The sequence below is a fragment of the Streptomyces sp. NPDC037203 genome (assembly GCF_055605065.1).
Genome location: NZ_JBVJUC010000005.1, coordinates 264,303 through 283,266 on the forward strand (window position 1 = coordinate 264,303; position 18,964 = coordinate 283,266).

At 73.5% G+C, this 18,964-nt stretch carries 13 protein-coding genes; 11 read left to right on the forward strand and 2 right to left on the reverse strand.

The window, feature by feature from the left end:
* Positions 1–5: 5 nt before the first annotated feature.
* The 8 genes from ACZ7EC_RS17270 to ACZ7EC_RS17305 all read left to right on the forward strand — a co-directional run bounded on the left by ACZ7EC_RS17270 (position 6) and on the right by ACZ7EC_RS17305 (position 13,252).
* Positions 6–1,982: a serine/threonine-protein kinase gene (locus tag ACZ7EC_RS17270; RefSeq protein ID WP_471063282.1), complete on the forward strand. Its 1,977-nt coding sequence runs from the start codon at positions 6–8 to the stop codon at positions 1,980–1,982.
* A 170-nt stretch (positions 1,983–2,152) separates the two neighbouring features.
* Positions 2,153–4,672, forward strand: a complete 2,520-nt coding sequence (locus tag ACZ7EC_RS17275; protein WP_471063284.1) for a protein kinase — start codon at positions 2,153–2,155, stop codon at positions 4,670–4,672.
* Between the two features lie 164 nt (positions 4,673–4,836).
* Positions 4,837–6,597 carry a serine/threonine-protein kinase gene (locus ACZ7EC_RS17280; protein ID WP_471063623.1) on the forward strand — a complete coding sequence of 587 codons (1,761 nt, stop codon included), beginning with the start codon at positions 4,837–4,839 and terminating at the stop codon, positions 6,595–6,597.
* A 122-nt stretch (positions 6,598–6,719) separates the two neighbouring features.
* A complete protein-coding gene (locus ACZ7EC_RS17285) occupies positions 6,720–8,399 on the forward strand; it encodes a serine/threonine-protein kinase (RefSeq protein ID WP_471063286.1) in 1,680 nt (559 codons plus the stop codon).
* 55 nt (positions 8,400–8,454) lie between these two features.
* On the forward strand, positions 8,455–8,598 hold the full coding sequence (locus tag ACZ7EC_RS17290) for a hypothetical protein (RefSeq protein ID WP_471063288.1): 144 nt from the start codon (positions 8,455–8,457) through the stop codon (positions 8,596–8,598).
* A complete protein-coding gene (locus tag ACZ7EC_RS17295; protein WP_471063290.1) occupies positions 8,591–9,631 on the forward strand; it encodes a serine/threonine-protein kinase in 1,041 nt (346 codons plus the stop codon). Before ACZ7EC_RS17290 ends, ACZ7EC_RS17295 begins: the two co-directional genes overlap by 8 nt.
* A 136-nt stretch (positions 9,632–9,767) precedes the next feature.
* Positions 9,768–11,396 (forward strand): succinic semialdehyde dehydrogenase, encoded by a 1,629-nt coding sequence (locus ACZ7EC_RS17300; RefSeq protein ID WP_471063292.1) that lies wholly within the window; start codon positions 9,768–9,770, stop codon positions 11,394–11,396.
* A 74-nt stretch (positions 11,397–11,470) separates the two neighbouring features.
* A complete protein-coding gene (locus ACZ7EC_RS17305; protein ID WP_471063294.1) occupies positions 11,471–13,252 on the forward strand; it encodes a GMC family oxidoreductase N-terminal domain-containing protein in 1,782 nt (593 codons plus the stop codon).
* A 462-nt stretch (positions 13,253–13,714) separates the two neighbouring features.
* Here ACZ7EC_RS17305 and ACZ7EC_RS17310 read toward each other — a convergent pair whose 3' ends face one another.
* Positions 13,715–14,023 carry a chorismate mutase gene (locus ACZ7EC_RS17310; RefSeq protein ID WP_471063296.1) on the reverse strand — a complete coding sequence of 103 codons (309 nt, stop codon included), beginning with the start codon at positions 14,021–14,023 and terminating at the stop codon, positions 13,715–13,717.
* 365 nt (positions 14,024–14,388) lie between these two features.
* On the opposite strand from ACZ7EC_RS17310, the gene guaA reads away from it, so the two are divergent.
* A complete protein-coding gene (gene guaA, locus ACZ7EC_RS17315; protein WP_471063298.1) occupies positions 14,389–15,963 on the forward strand; it encodes a glutamine-hydrolyzing GMP synthase in 1,575 nt (524 codons plus the stop codon).
* A 29-nt stretch (positions 15,964–15,992) separates the two neighbouring features.
* Here guaA and ACZ7EC_RS17320 read toward each other — a convergent pair whose 3' ends face one another.
* On the reverse strand, positions 15,993–16,460 hold the full coding sequence (locus tag ACZ7EC_RS17320) for a pyridoxamine 5'-phosphate oxidase family protein (RefSeq protein ID WP_471063299.1): 468 nt from the start codon (positions 16,458–16,460) through the stop codon (positions 15,993–15,995).
* A 141-nt stretch (positions 16,461–16,601) separates the two neighbouring features.
* Between ACZ7EC_RS17320 and ACZ7EC_RS17325 the strand changes: the two genes are divergently transcribed.
* Together ACZ7EC_RS17325 and ACZ7EC_RS17330 are read left to right on the forward strand one after the other, a co-directional pair.
* The gene (locus tag ACZ7EC_RS17325; RefSeq protein WP_471063301.1) at positions 16,602–17,396 is read left to right on the forward strand and encodes a class II aldolase/adducin family protein; all 795 of its coding nucleotides are present in this window, start codon (positions 16,602–16,604) and stop codon (positions 17,394–17,396) included.
* Between the two features lie 197 nt (positions 17,397–17,593).
* Positions 17,594–18,874: a hypothetical protein gene (locus ACZ7EC_RS17330; RefSeq protein WP_471063303.1), complete on the forward strand. Its 1,281-nt coding sequence runs from the start codon at positions 17,594–17,596 to the stop codon at positions 18,872–18,874.
* Positions 18,875–18,964 lie beyond the last annotated feature (90 nt).

The window sequence follows — 18,964 nt, forward strand, 5'->3', positions numbered from 1 at the left end:
GACGCATGTCGGAGGCGGAGCGGGCGGGGACATCTCGTCAGGAGACTCGGCAGGACAAGAGCGGACGGCGTCTCCTCGCGGGGCGGTACCGGCTGGGAGACGTCCTGGGCCGCGGCGGCATGGGCACGGTCTGGCGTGCCGAGGACGAGACCCTCGGCCGTACCGTCGCCGTCAAGGAGCTGCGGTTCCCGTCGAACATCGACGAGGAGGAGAAGCGGCGCCTGATCACGCGCACCCTGCGCGAGGCCAAGGCGATCGCCCGGATCCGCAACAACAGCGCGGTGACGGTCTTCGACGTGGTCGACGAGGACGACCGGCCCTGGATCGTCATGGAGCTGGTGGAGGGCAAGTCCCTCGCCGAGGTCATCCGCGAGGACGGCGTGCTGGAACCCAGGCGCGCCGCCGAGGTGGGCCTCGCCGTCCTCGACGTGCTGCGCTCCGCCCACCGCGAGGGCATCCTGCACCGGGACGTGAAGCCGTCCAACGTGCTCATCGCCGACGACGGCCGCGTCGTCCTCACCGACTTCGGCATCGCGCAGGTCGAGGGCGACCCGTCCATCACCTCGACCGGCATGCTCGTCGGCGCCCCCTCCTACATCTCCCCGGAGCGCGCCCGCGGCCACAAGCCGGGGCCCGCGGCCGACCTGTGGTCGCTCGGCGGGCTGCTGTACGCGGCGGTCGAGGGCGTGCCGCCGTACGACAAGGGCTCGGCGATCGCCACGCTCACCGCGGTGATGACCGAGCAGCTGGACGAGCCCAAGAACGCGGGCCCGCTGCGGGACGTCATCTACGGCCTGCTCACCAAGGACCCGGCCGAGCGGCTCGACGACGCCGGGGCGCGGGCCCTGCTCGGCAAGGTCATCCACGCGCGCGAGCCGGAACCGCTGGACGCCACCCGTGTCGTACCGCTGCCGGGGCGGCCGGGCGACGGCGAGGGCAAGCGGAGCGAGGAGGCCGCGGAGAAGCTGCGCGGCGCGCTGCGTTCGGTGCGCAAGGCGGCGGCGGGGGCGACCGGGGCCGGATCGGGCGCCGCCACCGGTGCCGCGGCGGGCTCGGCGCGGCCGAGGAACGGCGGTCCGGTGCCGGCTTCCGGCGGCTCCGCCAAGACGCCGGGCACGGCCGCCGGGCCGGCCTCCGCCGGAAAGCCCGCCGTGAGCAAGGCGGGCGACTCCGGCCCGGCGAAGGCGGGTTCGGGCTGGCCCGTGATGCCCCCGCCGGATCTGGACCTGCCGCCGCGGCCGGCGCCGAAGGCCTCGCTCACGGACGTGGTGCCCAAGCGCACGCTGGTGGTCGTGGCCGTGGTGGTGGCCCTCGCGGTGATCGGCACCGTGCTGGCCGTCGCCCTCAGCAGCGGCGGCAAGGACGACAAGGGCGCCGCCCGGAACACGGCCACCGCGGGCGCGTCCACCGGGGCGGGGCGGAGCAAGGGCACGGCCGGGGGAGCCCGTACGGACGGCGGGAGTTCGGCCCCCACCGCCACGGGCACCGGGACCGGTGCCGCCACCGGCAAGGACGTCGGCGCGAGCGCGCCGGCCGGTGCGGGGAGCGCGCCGGCCGTCTCCACCCGCACGAGCGGCCAGGGCTACTCGATCGGGCTGCCCAAGGGATGGTCGTACCAGTCGCACGGATCGGCCGGTGACCGTTACACCGGCCCCGGCGGGCAGAAGCTGCTGGTGGCCTGGACCGGCACGCCCAAGGACGACCCGGTGGCGGACTGGAAGAACCAGGAGCACTACATGGTGCGCTCCCAGTACCACCGGATCCGGATCGAGAAGGCGGACTACCGGGGCTGGAACACGGCCGACTGGGAGTTCACCTACACCGACGGCGGCACCGGGTACCGCACCATCGACCGCGGCTTCGTGGTGAACGGCGGGCTCGGGTACGCGCTGATGTACACCGCGAAGGCCGCCGACTGGGACGGCGATCTGCGCAAGGACACCTGGCAGACGCTGACGGCGTCCTTCAAACCCAAGTCCTAGGCGCTCCAGGGCGGTTCCCCGCGCCGGAATCGGGCAACCGCGCGGTGCGGGTTGCCTCCGGCACGTATCGTGAATGGTTGAGGACCGTACGGAGCCGGATGCGGCCCCGAATCGGGCCACGAGACGAACGGATGTGACCAGACCGGGCGGCCGGGGGAGGGGGAGGCGGAATGGACGAGTACGCGGGCCGGGTGCTGGCCGACCGCTACCGCCTGCCGCTGCCGCCGTCCGACGCGTACGAACCGCTCGTCACCCGCGCCTTCGACACCTACAGCGGCCAGGAGGTGCTGGTCCGTCAGGTGCCGCTGCCCGAGGTCGTCGAGGCCGAGGTGCTCGACGCGGACGGGCTGCCCGAGGGGTTCACCCCGCACGGGCGCGGACCGCGCCCCGTACCGGCCGCGCGGGCCGCGACCCGCCGGCCCGCCGAGCCCGCGGTGCGGCGCGCCGTGGAGGCCGCGCAGGCGGCGGCCCGCATCCCCGACCATCCGCGTCTCGACCAGGTCTTCGACGTCTTCGCCGAGGGCGGCTCGCTGTGGATCGTCAGCGAGTGGGTCGCCGCCCGCCCGCTGTCCGCGCTGCTCGCCGAGCGCCCCCTCACGCCCTACCGCGCCGCCGAGGTCGCCTCCGACGTCCTCATGGCCCTGCGCGTCCTGCACGCCCACGGCTGGGTCCACCGCAATGTCACCGCCCGCACGGTCCTCGTCTGCGACGACGGCCGCGTCATGCTGACCGGTCTGGCCGCCGGTGCCGCGGAGGAGGCGCTGTGCGGATACGACCCGGTGCCGGGGGCGGAGGAGGACACGGCGGCGGCCGGCTTCGCGGCCGGCGCGGGGAGCGCCGGTGAGGCCGCGGCGGGCGCCGCGCGGCGCGATGACATCGTTGTGCCCGACGCCGTGGACCCCGAGGCCGCCCGGCGGGCCGCCATCCAGGCACGGGCGGCGGGCGGGCCGGCGGCGCCGGAGCTGCGGGGTGCGCCGGGAGTTCCAGGCCTTCCGGGGGCTCCGGGGGCGAACGGGGTGTCCGGCGGGCCCGAGGCGCCCGGTACGGCGGGGCAGCGGGCGCTGGAGAGCGGTGCCGACATCCGTGCCGCGCGGGCCGGGGCGATCGCGGCGTACCGGGCGGGGGCCCGTGCCGCGGCGAGGGTGCAGGAGGCTCAGCGGGACGACCGGGCCGCGCTGCCCGGTGCCCGGCGGCCCACCGGGGGCGACGCGGGCACCGATGCGGCCCAACGGAGCGGCGGCGAAGGCGAGGGCACGGCGCGGTCGGCGCCGTACCCCGGCCACCCCGCCTACGAGCCGCGCGGGCCGCACGAGGCGCAGGCGGGACGCGGGCCGTACGAGGCACAGGAGCCGCACGCCGCGCCCGCCCCCGGCCCGCACGATCTCGAACCCGCGCGGCACGACACCCCGGCCGCGATGGCCGCCGTACCCGCGCAGGCGCAGGCCCGCTGGGACGAGGCGGGGCCCGGTGCCGGTGCCGGTGCCGGTGCCCGGCGGCCCGCCGGGGCGCTCGCCGCCGAGCGGGCCCGGCAGGCGCGGATGGCCCTGGTGGGGCCGGTGACCGAGCGGTGGGCGCCGGAACAGGCCGGGCCCGTGCACGAGAACTGGCAGCTCGCGGCGCCGGTCGGGTCCGCCACCGATCTGTGGGCGCTGGGCGCGCTGCTGTTCCGGGCCGTGCAGGGACACGCGCCCTACCCGGAGGAATCCACCGCCGAACTGGTGCAGTTGGTGTGCGCGGAGCCGCCCGCGTACGCCGAGGAGTGCGGGCCGCTGCGCCCGGTGGTGGAGTCCCTGCTGCGTCAGGACCCCACCGAGCGGCCGGACTTCGAGGAACTGGGCGGCTGGCTGCGCTCGCTGGTGCGGTCCGCGCCCGAGCCGGAGGCCGGTACCCATGTGGTGCCGGTGCCGCCCGATCCCCGGCGGCTGCCCATCGTCCGGCGCCGGGGCGAGCTGGTGCGGCGGCGGCGCGCCGGGCTGCCCGAGCACGCCAGACACAAGCGGGACCGGCAGGAGGGGGGTTCGCCGCGCCGTCTCGGCCGGCTGCTGCTGGCGCTGATCCTCCTGCTGCTGGCCGGCGCGGTCGCCTACGCGATGCTGTTCATGCCGAAACAGCACGCGCACCCCACGCGGGGCGGGGCCGGTACGACCTCCCCGGCCGGCCCGGCGAGCCCCGCGCCCTCCGGTTCCGGGCAGGGCCCCTCCGCCTCCGACACCCAGGCGGGCGGCACCTCCTCCGTCCCCACCGGCTTCGTCCTGCGCAAGGACCCCGAGGGCTTCGACGTCGCCGTCGCCAAGGGCTGGATGCGCACCCCGAAGAACGGCAGCGGTGAAATCGTCTACGCGCACGGCGACTTCGCGCTGATGGTCGTACCCGGCCGGGACACCTCGGCGGCGTACGGCGGCGATCCGATGGCCTATCAGCGGGACAAGGAGCGCGAACTCCAGCCGTACCGCGACTCCAGCTGGGCCACCGCCACCGGGCTGCGCACCATCGAGGTGGGCGGACGGACCATGGCCGAGGGGCAGTTCACCTGGACCGACGGGCAGGGCCGGGACCTTTTCGTCCGCAACATGGCGATCCTGCTCGACGGGCGCTACCACATCCTCCAGGTCCGCGGCCCGGACGCCGACCGGGACGAGGTGACCCGGTTGTACGAGGAAGCTACCGCGACGTACCGCTACACCGGTTGAGCACGGCGTACACGACGGCTCCGGCCCGGCGCGCCGGTTCCCGTTCTCACGCGGAAATGACCATCGTCACAGTGCGGTTTCCTTGGGACCCCGCTTGTTCCCTGCGAACGGGCCGGTCCTTAGTCTGACCCCTGACAAAAGCATTGCGGGGCAACGTGAATCAGATGCAGGGCCTGCTCATAGCGGGCCGCTACCGGCTTGCCGAATCCATCGGCAGCGGCGGCATGGGCCGGGTGTGGCGCGCCCACGACGAGGTGCTCCACCGGGCGGTCGCGGTCAAGGAGTTGACCGCCGCGCTCTACGTCTCCGACAGCGACCAGGCCGTACTGCTCGCCCGCACCCGCGCCGAGGCACGGGCCGCGGCGCGCATCAACCACTCCGCGGTCGTCACCGTGCACGACGTCCTCGACCACGACGGCCGCCCGTGGATCGTGATGGAGCTGGTCGAGGGCAACTCGCTGGCCGACGCGGTCAAGGAGCAGGGGCGCATCGAGCCGCGGGAGGCCGCGCGGATCGGGCTGTGGGTGCTGCGGGCGCTGCGCGCCGCGCACTCCGCCGGTGTGCTGCACCGCGATGTGAAGCCTGGCAACGTTCTCCTCGGCCGCGACGGGCGGGTGCTGCTCACCGACTTCGGCATCGCCCAGATCGAGGGCGACTCCACCATCACCCGCACCGGAGAGGTCGTCGGCTCGGTCGACTACCTCGCGCCCGAGCGGGTGCGTGGCCACGACCCCGGCCCCTCCTCCGATCTGTGGGCGCTCGGGGCGACCCTGTACACGGCGGTGGAGGGGCGCTCGCCGTTCCGCCGTACCTCGCCGCTGAGCACCATGCAGGCGGTCGTCGAGGAGGAGGCCGAACAGCCGCGCAACGCCGGTCCGCTCGGCCCGGTCATCTCCGCGCTGCTGCGCAAGGAACCGGAGCGGCGGCCGGGCGCGGAGGAGGCCGAGCAGATGCTCGCCGAGGCCGCGGAGGGCCGCCGGCCGAGCACCGCGCAGGCGTACGTGCCGACCCAGACCTCCGGTCTGCACGGTCCGGGGGACGGCGGGGGCCACGGCACGCCCGGTCAGGCGGCGAACGGTCAGGCCCTGAACGGCCAGGACCTGAGCGGTCAGGCCCTGAACGGTCAGATCGTGAACGGCTCGTCCGCGGCGGGCGTGACCGGGTCCGGCACGTATCTGGGAGGCCCGCCCCCGGCCGGGCCGCCGGCCGTCGGGCCCACGGCCGTGGGCCCCGTGCCGGGCGGACACGGCGGCGACCGCCCGGTGCGCCCCCGGCGCAAGCTGCGCACCCTCGCGCTCGTCGTCGCCGTCGCGGCCGTGCTCGGCGGCGGCGCCGCGGTGGGCTTCCAGGAGTGGAACAGCTCCCGGCAGGACTCCGCGGATCACGGGACGACCCCCGGCACGGCCTCCTCGGCGAGCCCCGGCGACCAGGACACCGGCACGGTACCGGCCAGCTGGGAGACCCACCACGACCCGCTGGGCTTCAGCCTCTCCCTGCCCAAGGGCTGGAAACGCCAGGTCTACGGCATCAACGGCCCGCTGAAGCAGATCGACTACACCCCCGACGGCGGCAAGCACTTCGTCCGCATCTCCATCGACAGCTCGCCGGACTTCGTCGACGCCTACGAGCACCAGAAGGACCTGGAGCAGCAGCTCCAACGGCTGGTCGGCTACCAGCGGGTGACCCTCAAGCAGAACATCTACCGCGACCGCAGCGGCTCGCTGTGGGAGTACACCTGGGACGCGCTGAAGAAGGACCCGCCGCACGTGGCGGGCCCGCGGCACGCGATCGAGGAGACGTACTTCTCGCGCGAGGGCACCGAGTACGCCATCTACATGTCCGGGCCCGCCGCCGACTGGCCGAGGACCGGCAAGCAGTTCACGTGGGTGCTCCAGAGCTGGCAGCAGCCGGGGCAGACGGGCTGACCGGCGCTGCGCCGAACGGGTGCTCTTTGCGACTGAAACGGCCGAAAACGAGTCACTGAACGGCGCGGCTTGGCCGATCGGAGCCCCGGAGCGGGTGGGTCCGTTGCGGCATGATGGGCCCCATGGGGACCGAGGGCGCCGACTTCCGGGTGATCGCCGGCCGGTACCGCCTGCAGGCGCGTATCGGGCGCGGCGGCATGGGCGTCGTATGGCGGGCGAGCGACGAGCTGCTGGGCCGGCTCGTCGCGGTCAAGGAGATCCTGGCGGACGACGCGCTCCCGGAGGACGACGCGCGGCGCCGCCGTGACCGTACGTTCCGGGAGGCGCGCGCGGTCGCGCAACTGCGGCACCCGCACATCATCGTGGTGCACGACGTGGTGGAGCAGGACGAACGGCCGTACCTGGTCATGGAGCTGATCGACGGTTGCTCGCTCGCCGACCGGATCGCCCGGCACGGCCCGGTGACCCCGGCCGAGGCCGCCCGGATCGGGATCGCCCTGCTCAGCGCGCTGGACACCGCGCACGATGCCGGGGTGCTGCACCGGGACATCAAGCCCGCGAACGTCCTGATCGAGTCCGGCACCGAGCGGGTGGTGCTCACCGACTTCGGCATCGCGCAGGTCGCGGGCGCCACCACGCTCACCGAGACCGGCTCCTTCGTCGGCTCGCCCGAGTACACCGCGCCCGAGCGGATGTCCGGGGTGCGCACCGGCCCGGAGTCCGACCTGTGGTCGCTCGGCGCGCTGCTGTGCACGGTGCTCAGCGGCGAGTCGCCGTTCCGCCGCGACTCGCTCGGCGGCATCCTGCACGCCGTGGTCGCGGCCGAGATCCGGCCGCCCGTCGAGGCCGAGCCGCTGGGGCCCGTCGTACGGGGGCTGCTGGAGCGCGACCCGGACCGCCGGCTCGACGCGGCACAGGCCGAGCGGATGCTGCGCGTCTACCTGGAGACCGGGCGGACCCCCGAGACGCCACCGGAGCCCGCGGGCACCTCGCGCGGGCACCGGCTCGTGGTGGGGCGCCCGCCGCGGACCCTGCCGCCGCTCGTCCTGCCGGGCGACGCCGAGCCGCTGTCCGGCCCGGCGGCGGGCACGGGCCCGGTCACGGCGGAGGCGCCGCCCGGCCGCTCCTCGACGCGCTCGGTGCTGCTGGCGGCGCTGCTGATCGCGGCGCTCGCGGCGGCGGGCGGCTCGGCCGCGACCCTGCTGATCAACCGGAACGAGGGCGGGGGCGGCGGGAGTCCGGGAGGTACCGCGACGACACCGGCGACCGGGGGCGCGAGCGGCACGAGCACCGGGCCCTCGCCCTCGGCCACGACCCCGTCGCCGTCCCGGTCCGGCTCGCCGCCCCCGGCCCCCGGCACCGCGCCCTCCGGCTACCGCACCGCCCGCGACCCCGCCGGGTTCTCGCTCGCCGTGCCCGACGACTTCACCCGCAGCCCGGAGGGGGAGCGGGTGTTCTACCTCTCGCCGGAGGGCACGTACCGCCTCGGCGTCAGGGTCTCCGCTCCCCAACCCGGCGGCCCGCAGACCGTGATGAAGGGCCAGGCGGCCAACGGGTCGGTTTCGAACCCCGGTTACCACGACGGCCGGGTCACCCGCACCACGCACGCCGGACACCCCGCCGCGCTCTGGGAGTTCACCTGGAACGGCTACAGCGCGGCCGAGGGACCACGGCACACGTACGACCTGTGCTGGGAGCAGTCCGGGCGGCTGTACGACGTGTGGGTGTCGGCGCCGGTGGGGAAGGTGCGGGAGGCGCGGGAGTACTTCGACGTCGCGCTGGACACGTTCTCGGCGCCCTGAGCCGTACGCCGCCGCCTGCCGCCCCGTGCGCCAACAGGCTTGGCAAGAGAGCACGTTGGTGTTCGCCGAGCACTTCGCGGGCACCGGTGTGGTAGAAGTGCGGGAGGAGACAAGCGGGTTCGGGTCGCGCCGGTGGGCCGCCCAGGCCGCCCGCTTCGACAACGGCGCGGTGCGCGCGGTACTGATGGGGCATGGCTGACGACGGCGGACACCCGCTCGGCGAACCTCTGATCGATACGGGTCCGATCGGCACGCGGCTGATCGGCGGGCGCTACCGGCTGACCGGGCGTCTCGGCACCGGTCCCACCGGAACCGTCTGGCGCGCCGAGGACGAGCGCGGCGAAGGACGCGTCCCGGTCGCCGTCAAGGAGCCGTCGCTGCCCGGCGACCCGGCCGCCGACGAGGAGAGCCGGCGGCTCGCCCACCGGCTGTACCGGGAGGCCCGCGCCGCCACGCGGGTGCGGCATCCGTCCGCCGTCACGGTGTACGACGTCGTCACCGAGGCGGGCGTCCCGTGGATCGTGATGGAGCTGGTGGAGGGCGAGTCCCTGGGCGAGGCGCTGCGCCGGGGCCCCCTGCCGCCCGCCGAGGCCGCGCGCATCGGTCTCGCCGTCCTCGGCGCCCTGCGCGCCGCGCACGCCGTCGGCATCGTCCACCGCGACCTCAAGCCGGCCAACGTCCTGCTGGAAGCGGGCACCGGCCGCGTGATCCTCACGGACTTCGGGATCGGGGACGGGAGGGGTGGGGGAGTCGGTGCGGTAGGCGGCGGGAGCCGGCTCGGTGGGGAGGTCCCCTTCGTCGCTCCCGAGCGCGCGGCCGGTCCCGGCGCGGGGCCCGCCTCCGACCTGTGGTCCCTGGGCGTCCTGCTGCACACGGCCCTCGGCGGCACCGACCCCGGCCCGCTCGCCTCCCTCCTGGACCGGCTCCACGCCGAGCGGCCCGCGGCCCGGCCGGACGCGGAGCAGGTGGCGGCGGAGCTGCGGGAGTGCCTGGGGGTGACCGGCGTACCGGAGCCGGCCGCCGGGGGAGACGTACGAGACGTACGAGACGTACACGCGCGGGACGCACGAGACGGGCGGGACCCCGACGTCGTACCGGACGCGCAGCCGCAGCCGCAGCCGCAGCCGCACCCGCAGCCGAGGCCCCGGCCGGCCCCCGAGCCCGCCCCCCGTCGCCGGACCCCCTTCGCCTCTCTCGCCCTTCTCCTGGCGAGAAAACCCGCGGGCGACTGATCGGGCGGGTGTTCGAACCGGCAACCCGCTGATCAGGCCATTCCTTGCCAGTGATCACTGGCAAGGTGTGAGTACTCGGTGAATCCCCGTTACCGACGGGTACACAAAGCGTTCGCCGCGGCATACCCTGCGCCTCATGACGGACACGCAGGCCCCGGACCCGCAGGCCCCGGCCATCGCCGGCACCAACCCCCTCGCGCCCTCCCCCGCGGGCGCCCGCACCGCCGCCGACGTGGTCACCCCGGAACTGGTGGCCCGGCTGGCCAAGGGCGTCACCGGTTCCGGCCGGACCGCCAACCACACGCCGTTCACCGGCGAGAAGCTGGCCGACCTGCCCGAGTCCACCCCCGACGACGTGCTCGAGGCGTTCGAGGCGGCCCGTGCCGCGCAGGCCGTCTGGGAGCGCACCCCGGTTCGGCAGCGGGCCGCCGTCCTGCTCCGCTTCCACGACCTGATCCTCGAACGCCAGGCCGAGGTCCTCGACCTGATCCAGCTGGAGACCGGCAAGGCCCGGCTGCACGCGCACGAGGAGGTGCTGGCCGTCGCCATCGCGGCCCGCCACTACGGCCGCAAGGCCCCCGCCTACCTGCGCCCGAAGCGGCACACCGGCGCCGTGCCGACCCTGACGAAGGTCACCGAACTGCGCCACCCGCGCGGGGTCGTGGGCCAGATCGCGCCCTGGAACTACCCCCTGGAGCTGTCCGTCGGCGACGCGCTGCCCGCCTTCGTCGCGGGCAACGCGGTCGTGATGAAGCCGGACACCGAGACCTGCCTCACCGCGCTGTGGGCCCGCGATCTGCTGATCGAGGCCGGGTTGCCCGAGGGTGCCTTCCAGGTCGTCATCGGCGAAGGCCCGGTCGTCGGACCCGAGTTGGTCAAGTACGCCGACTACGTCTCCTTCACCGGCTCCACCCGCACCGGCCGCGAGGTCGCCCGGGGTGCCGCCGCCCGGCTGATCGGCGTCTCCCTCGAACTCGGCGGCAAGAACGCCATGCTGGTGCTCGACGACGCCGACATCGAGAAGGCTGCCGCCGGTGCCGTCCGCGCCTGCTTCTCCTCCGCCGGCCAACTCTGCATCTCCATCGAGCGGTTGTACGTCCACGAGTCGATCGCCGACGCCTTCCTGGAGCGTTTCGCCGCCCGCACCAAGGCCATGCGGCTCGGCAACTCCCTCACCTACGGAGCCGAGATGGGCTCCCTGGTCGGCGAGCGCCAGCTGGAGACCGTCGAACGGCATGTGCGCGAGGCCGTCGACAAGGGCGCCAAGGTGCTCGCCGGCGGCATGGCCCGGCCCGACATCGGCCCCTACTTCTACGAGCCCACCATCCTCGACGGCGTCGAGCGCTCCATGGCGGTCTGCGAGGAGGAGACCTTCGGCCCGGTCGTGTCCGTCTACCGCTTCTCGGACCTGGACGACGCGATCGAGCGCGCCAACGCCACGCCGTACGGCCTCAACGCCTCCGTGTGGACGACCAGTTCGAGCCGCGGCCGCGAGGTCGCCGCCCGGCTGCGCACCGGCACGGTCAACATCAACGAGGGCTACGCCCCCGCCTACGGCAGCGTCCAGTCCCCGATGGGCGGCATGAAGGACTCCGGGCTCGGCCGCCGCCACGGCTCCGAGGGCATCCTCAAGTACACCGAGGCCCAGACGGTCGCCCAGCAGCGGCTGCTGCCGATGGCGCCCTCGCTGGGCATGACGGAGGAGGGCTACGCCCGCCTCATGACCACGAGCCTGCGCCTGCTGAAGGCGTTCCGGTTCAGGTAGGCCGCCCGGCGGCGCGGGGAACCGCGCGAGAAGCCACGGACGGCCCGCACCCGAGACACAACGAGGAGAGACCCGTGCCCCAGGACTCCTACGACTACGACGTCATCGTGGTCGGCTCCGGCTTCGGCGGCTCCGTGTCGGCCCTGCGCCTGACCGAGAAGGGCTACCGGGTCGGCGTCCTCGAAGCCGGGCGCCGCTTCACCCGCGAGTCGCTGCCGAAGAACTCCTGGGACCTGAGGAACTACCTCTGGGCCCCGAAGCTCGGCCTGTACGGCATCCAGCGCATCCATCTGCTCGGCAATGTGATGGTGCTGGCCGGCGCGGGCGTCGGCGGCGGCTCGCTCAACTACGCCAACACCCTCTACGTCCCCCCGAAGGCGTTCTTCGAGGACCCGCAGTGGAAGGACATCACCGACTGGCAGGAGGAGTTGAAGCCGTATTACGACCAGGCCGAGCGCATGCTCGGCGTGCGGCTCAACCCGACGATGACCCCCTCGGACGTCCACCTCAAGGCCGCCGCCGAGCGGATGGGCGTCGGCGACACCTTCCACTTCGCGCCGGTCGGCGTCTTCTTCGGCGACGGCAAGGACGCGGACGGCACGGCGAAGGCGGCGCCGGGACAGCGCGTACCCGACCCGTACTTCGGCGGGGCGGGCCCGGAGCGCACCGCCTGCACCGAGTGCGGCGAGTGCATGACCGGCTGCCGGCACGGCGCCAAGAACACCCTCAACGAGAACTACCTCCACCTCGCCGAGAAGGCGGGCGCGGTGGTCCACCCCATGACCACGGTGGTGTCGGTCACCGACGACTCGCGCGGCGGGTACGCGGTGGCCACCCTGCCGACGGACCGCAGGAAGAAGGGCGCGGGACGGCTGTTCACCGCGCGCCGGGTCGTGCTCGCCGCCGGTACGTACGGCACCCAGACCCTGCTGCACCGGATGAAAGCGAACGGCCAACTGCCGTACGTCTCAAGCAAACTGGGTGTGCTGACCCGCACCAACTCCGAGGCGCTGGTGGGCGCGCAGACCGACAACCACCGCTACCGCAAGGCGCACGGCGCCCCGCGGGCCGACTTCACCCGAGGCGTCGCGATCACCTCCTCGATCCACCCGGACGAGAACACCCACATCGAGCCGGTCCGCTACGGCAAGGGCTCCAACGCGATGGGCGGCCTGTCCATCCTCCAGGTGCCGTACACCGAGGGCTCCTCGCGGGCGCTGGCCTGGCTGGCGAACGCGGCCCGGCATCCCGCCCTGGTGCTGCGCTCGCTGTCCAACCGTCGCTGGTCGGAACGGAGCATCATCGGCCTGGTGATGCAGTCCCTGGACAACTCGCTGACGACGTACCTGAAACCGGACGGCGTCGGCAAGGGACTGCTCACCGCGCGGCAGGGGCACGGCGCGCCCAACCCCAAGCAGATCAGGGCCGCCACCGAGGCCGCCACCGCGCTTGCCGCCGAGATCAACGGCTTCCCCGGCAGCAACGTCGGCGAGCTGATGGGCACCCCGCTCACCGCGCACTTCCTCGGCGGCTGCCCCATCGGCGACTCGCCCGACACCGGGGTGATCGACCCGTACCACCGGCTGTACGGCCACCCCGGCATCTCGGTCGTGGACGGCGCCGCGGTCTCGGCGAACCTGGGCGTCAACCCCTCGCTGACGATCACCGCGCAGGCCGAGCGGGCCATGTCGTTCTGGCCGAACAAGGGCGAGGAGGACCCGCGGCCGGCGCCGGGAGCGGCGTACGAGCGGCTGAAGCCGGTGGAGCCGCGGTCGCCCGCGGTCCCGGCGGAGGCGTTCGGCGCCCTGCGGCTGCCGTTCCTGGGGATGCCGACGGTGCCGCCGAAGGCAAAGTAATCGAATGTGATGCAGGTCACTCGTCAATGGCCGGTTCCGGCGCAACCCTTCCGCGTTGTCGCCGATCAAACCTGCTACCGGATCGAGAAGACGGTGGTGAGGGACCTGCCTTCGGAGGGGGATGCAGGTCCCTCTTCTCGTGTGCCGAGGGCCCTGAGGGGTGTCGTGGTCTGCGCGGGGACGGGGACCGGTGTTCCGCCGGTCGGCTCCGGGCGTCCCCGGAGCCGACCGTTCTCTTGGTGACCGGGCTGCTGTCCCCTGCCGTCCGGTCACTTCCCTGGAGCGAGGTCCCACGGCGTACGGCACGACCCGTACGCCTCATCGCTCCAGCGAGCCACGCGTGGTTCTGTCGGGCCCGCCCCTGGCTGGCACGGACACCCCGCTAACGAAGCCGCCCGCGGGGCGGTCACGGCGCCGTACGGGTGAGACGGCGGCCGAACTCACGTCGGATAATCGGGTGACTCAGACCCGGCCCCGGCACAGCTCCAGCATGGTCATGGCGAGCGCGGTGCCGGGCTTGCCCAGCGCCTCGCGGTAGCGGGAGAGGATCTCCATCTCGCGGTTGAGGCTGAGCCGCCGGCCGCCGGAGGAGATGCGGGTCTGCTGCACGACGGCGGAGACGGCCGTCCGCTCCTGGATGAGGCCGATGATCCGGTCGTCGATCGCGTCGATGCGCTCACGGGCGGCGGCGATGGCCGCCTCCGGCGTCGCGCCGGTCCCCTCGGGGGTCTCCTGGGGGGTGGTGGTCTCTTCGGGGGTGGTGGTGGTCATGCCGGGGGCTCCTGATCGTTTCGTACGGGTGCGGATGCCCCGGAACCGTGTGACCCGGAGAAACGACAGGCGCCCCTGGGCCTTGTCGGCCCGGAGCGCCTGGGATGTCGCTTAAGCGTTCGGCTAAGCAGCACGACCATGGCAACCGGCGGGCCGGATGCCATAGGTAAAGACGAAGGTCGTGTGCTGAAGCATGGGGCCAGTATGCCACGGCCGGTGCGACGGCCCCGCCGTCACGGCGTTCCCCGCCCGGCGGATCACGGTCGCGGCCCGGCGGAGTGCGCTCCCGGCTCGGCGGAGCGCTCCGCGCCCGCACCGTTAGACTCGTAGTACAGACCCCCGCCCGGACCACCAGAAGGCACCCCGTGTCATCAGCGACTCCCACTGCCCCCGACACCGTCCTGGTCGTCGACTTCGGTGCGCAGTACGCCCAGCTCATCGCCCGACGCGTCCGCGAGGCGCGGGTCTACAGCGAGATCGTGCCGAGCACCATGCCGGTCAAGGAGATGCTCGCCAAGAAGCCCGCGGCGATCATCCTCTCCGGCGGCCCCTCGTCGGTGTACGAGGAGGGCGCGCCCTCCCTCGACCGCGAGATCTTCGAGGCCGGCGTCCCCGTCTTCGGCATGTGCTACGGCTTCCAGCTGATGGCGCTCACCCTCGGCGGCTCCGTCGACAACAACGGCGCCCGTGAGTACGGCCGCACCGACCTGCACGTCTCCAAGTGCTCCTCCACCCTCTTCGAGGGCACCCCGGCCGAGCAGCAGGTCTGGATGTCGCACGGCGACGCCTGCTCCGCCGCCCCCGAGGGCTTCTCCGTCACCGCGTCCACCGACCTGGTCCCGGTCGCCGCGTTCGAGAACGACGAGAAGAAGCTCTACGGCGTCCAGCACCACCCCGAGGTCATGCACTCCACCTACGGTCAGCAGGTGCTGGAGCACTTCCTGTACCGCGGCGCGGGCCTGGAGCCGACCTGGACCACGGGCAATGTGATCGAGGAGCAGGTCGAGGCCATCCGCGAGCTGGTCGGCGACAAGCGCGCGATCTGCGGCCTGTCCGGCGGCGTGGACTCCGCGGTGGCCGCCGCCCTGGTGCAGAAGGCCATCGGCTCCCAGCTGACCTGCGTCTACGTCGATCACGGCCTGATGCGCAAGGGCGAGACCGAGCAGGTCGAGAAGGACTTCGTCGCGGCCACCGGCGTGCAGCTGAAGGTCGTCGACGCCGAGGAGCGCTTCCTGAACGCCCTCGCCGGGGTCAGCGACCCCGAGGAGAAGCGCAAGATCATCGGCCGCGAGTTCATCCGCGTCTTCGAGCAGGCGCAGGCCGAGATCATCGCGGACGAAGGCCCGGCCGTGGAGTTCCTGGTCCAGGGCACCCTCTACCCGGACGTCGTCGAGTCCGGCGGCGGCACCGGCACCGCCAACATCAAGTCGCACCACAACGTCGGCGGCCTGCCCGAGGACCTCGAGTTCAAGCTGATCGAGCCGCTGCGCAAGCTGTTCAAGGACGAGGTCCGGATGGTCGGCCAGGAGCTGGGCCTGCCGGACGAGATCGTCCAGCGGCAGCCGTTCCCGGGTCCGGGCCTCGGCATCCGGATCGTCGGCGAGGTGACGAAGGAGCGCCTGGACCTGCTGCGCGACGCCGACGCCATCGCCCGCGAGGAGCTGACCGCGGCCGGCCTGGACCGCGACATCTGGCAGTGCCCGGTGGTCTTGCTCGCCGACGTGCGCAGCGTGGGCGTCCAGGGCGACGGCCGCACCTACGGTCACCCGATCGTGCTGCGCCCGGTCTCCTCCGAGGACGCCATGACCGCCGACTGGTCCCGGCTGCCCTACGACGTCCTCGCCCGCATCTCGACCCGCATCACCAACGAGGTCCGGGACGTCAACCGCGTCGTCCTCGACGTCACCTCGAAGCCGCCGGGCACCATCGAGTGGGAGTAGGCCTGAGCGGAGCCCGGCTCCGCTGAGGCTCAGGTCCGCCGGAAGGTCCGCACCGGCCCTCCCGGCTTCCAGACCTGGACGACCAGATACCGGTCGTCCTCGACGCAGGTCCGCACGACCTCCGTCAGCTCGGTGCGGAAGAGGTGGAACGGCTCCGGCGGTTCCGCCTCTTTCACATATCCGGCCTTCGTCTCCCCGTCCCCGACCTCGTAGGCCCGCCCGCTGATCCGTACGTCCCCGCCGCCCATGCCGGTCCCCTCGCCCGGATTGGCCTGGAGCGCGAACCGCGGATCGCGCAGCAGATCGCGGGCCTTCAGCGAATCCGGCATCATGCCGAGCCACAGCTCGCCGCCGCGGAAGTCCACCTCCAGACCGCAGGCGCGCGGGGAGCCGTCCCGGCGCAGGGTGACGAAGACGTGGTGGCGGAAGGCGCCGAAGCGCTCCTCGACGGTGCTGGCGAAGTCCGGTTCGGCCGCAATGAAGTCTGCCCAGTTCATACCGGCCGAGTGTGCTCCCCAACCCTGACATCTTCTGTCACCTTTCCGATCTGCGCGTCATCTTTACGGCACGGCCCTGCCCTTCCGCGCTGACCGGCGGTAACTTCCGGCCCGTACCGCACTCCCAGCGCTGGAGGACCTATGGCCGGGCCCACCCCGCCGCTGCCGCTGCCCACCCACCAGTTGCAGTTCGCCATGCCGCCGACGCACGACTCGGTCGAGGACGAGCGCCGGCACCGCAAGGAACGGCTCGCCGGAGCCCTGCGGATCTTCGGGTGGCGCGGCTTCGAGGACGGCGTCTCCGGCCACATCACCGTCCGCGATCCGGAGTTCGGCGACTGCTTCTGGGTCAACCCCTTCGGCATGCCCTTCAAGCACGTCACCGTCAGCGACCTCGTCCTCGCCAACCAGGACGGGCAGGTCGTCGAGGGCCGCTACCACGTCAACCAGGCCGCCTTCACCGTGCACGCGCAGATCCACGCCGCCCGCCCGGACGTCGTCGCCGTCGCCCACTGCCACTCGGTGCACGGCCGCGCCCTCGCCGCCCTCGGCGACCTCGTCGACCCCCTCACCCAGGAGAGCTGCGCCTTCTACGAGGACGCCGCCCTCTACGACGCCTACACCGGAGTCACCGTCGACGCCCGCGAAGGCCGCCGTATCGCCGCCGCGCTCGGCTCCCGCAAGGCGCTGGTGCTGCGCAACCACGGGCTGCTCACCGTCGGCGGTTCCGTGGACGCCGCCGCCTGGTGGTTCCTGTCCATGGACCGCGCCTGCCAGGTGCAGCTGCTGGCCCGCGCGGCCGGCCGCCCGGTCCTCATCGACCACGAACTCGCCGTCGCCACCCGCGAACAGCTCGGCGGCGACCTCGTGGCCTGGATCAACTACCAGCCCCTGTGGCAGGAGGTCACCCGCAGCGAACCCGACCTGCTCGACTGAGGCCCCTGGGGCGGCCGGGAGCGGCTGCGTCAACACCTTGCCCGGCAGTTCACCCTCCAGGATCATGTCGGCGGCCCCCGGCCGGTCCCGGTAGGGCACAATTCGCTGGTGATGTACGGGAGTTGCACGGTAATGGGACGGCTCACCGAGGGGCCGGCGGCCGTGCCGCGAGGTCGCGGGGAAGGCGGGCGTCGGACGTGGCGGTGCAGGAGGCGAGAGAGGACGCGGACGCCGAGGGCGTCCACGAGGGCGGCTGCGGCTGCGGGGACTGTCCGCACGGCGCCCGCGAGGGACACCGGCGGGCCGTCGCCGCGTTCCTGCGCCGCCGCGACGAGTTCGCCGCCGGCCAGGGCCTGCCCGCCGCCGTGGCCTACTCTCCCTCGGCCTCCCGCCAGTGGGTCTCCGAGGAACTGACCCAGCGCGCGGAGGCCGTCGCGGAACGCGGCCGCGCCGAGGGCGAGATGTGGCTCACCCGGCTGTGGCTGCGGACCCTGTGCGCGGTGTGGGGCGCGGTCGTCGCCCTGCTGCTCGGCGAGGCGCTGACCGCGATCGGTGCCGGCTGGACCACCGCCCGCACCGCGGCCCTGCTCGCCGCCCTCCTCGTGGCCGGCGCGCTGAGCGCCGCCTGCTGGTTCCACCGGGCGCGCGGCGGCGCCCTCGCCCCGGTGATCGGCGAGGACCATCGCATGTCCACCTCCCGTTCCGTCGCCGTCTGCTGGGTCCTGTTCATCGGCTACGCCGTCCTGCTGCTCGCCGCCCGCCTGGCCGCCGCCTCCGGCCACGCCGAACGCGACGCGCTCATCTCGGGCCTCGATCTCGCCCGCGGCGCCGGCGTGGTGACCGTCCTCGCCGTGGTGTGCGGCATCGCCGTCCTGGTCCGCCGGGTGGTGGGCCTGCGCATCCTCGCCCAGCGGCTGCAGAAGGTCCCGGCCCACCGCCCGCGCGCCGCCGACCTGCTCACCGACGACTCCGGCCGGGGCGCCTTCACCGACATCCAGTACGTCGCCATCAGCGCCGTCGCCCTGGTCTTCGCCGCCGTACGGCTCGCCCGTCGCCCCGACCAACTGCCCGACCTGCCCTGGGGACTCGCGGTCGTCGTCCTGATCTCGGCCGCCACCTATCTGGCGGGCAAGTACGCGGAGGGCGGCCGCGCGGTCATCCTCTCCGTGGTCCGCGCCCGCGAACCCGGCGACCTGGACGGTCCGATCCGCACCGGCGACGACATCGAGATCCGCGGCACCGGCTTCGTCCCGCCCGGCGCCCAGACCGCCGAACGCCTCTCCCGCATGGTCGTCCGCATCGGCGCCGTCGATGTCCATGTCCCGCTGGTCCCGGTCACCGGCGGCTTCCGCAACCCCACGGACACCGTCCTGACCGTCCCCGTCCCGGCCGACGTCGAGCCCGGCTCGGTGGAGGTCCAGGTGGTGACCGCGGCCGGGGTGCCGACCAACCGCTACACGGTCCAGATCACCGAGTGAGCGTCCTCCGCTCGCGACCCTCCTCTCATACGAACGCCTGAAATCCGGAAAAATCCCCAGGAGATGATTGAGCGTCTCCTCCTTGTCATA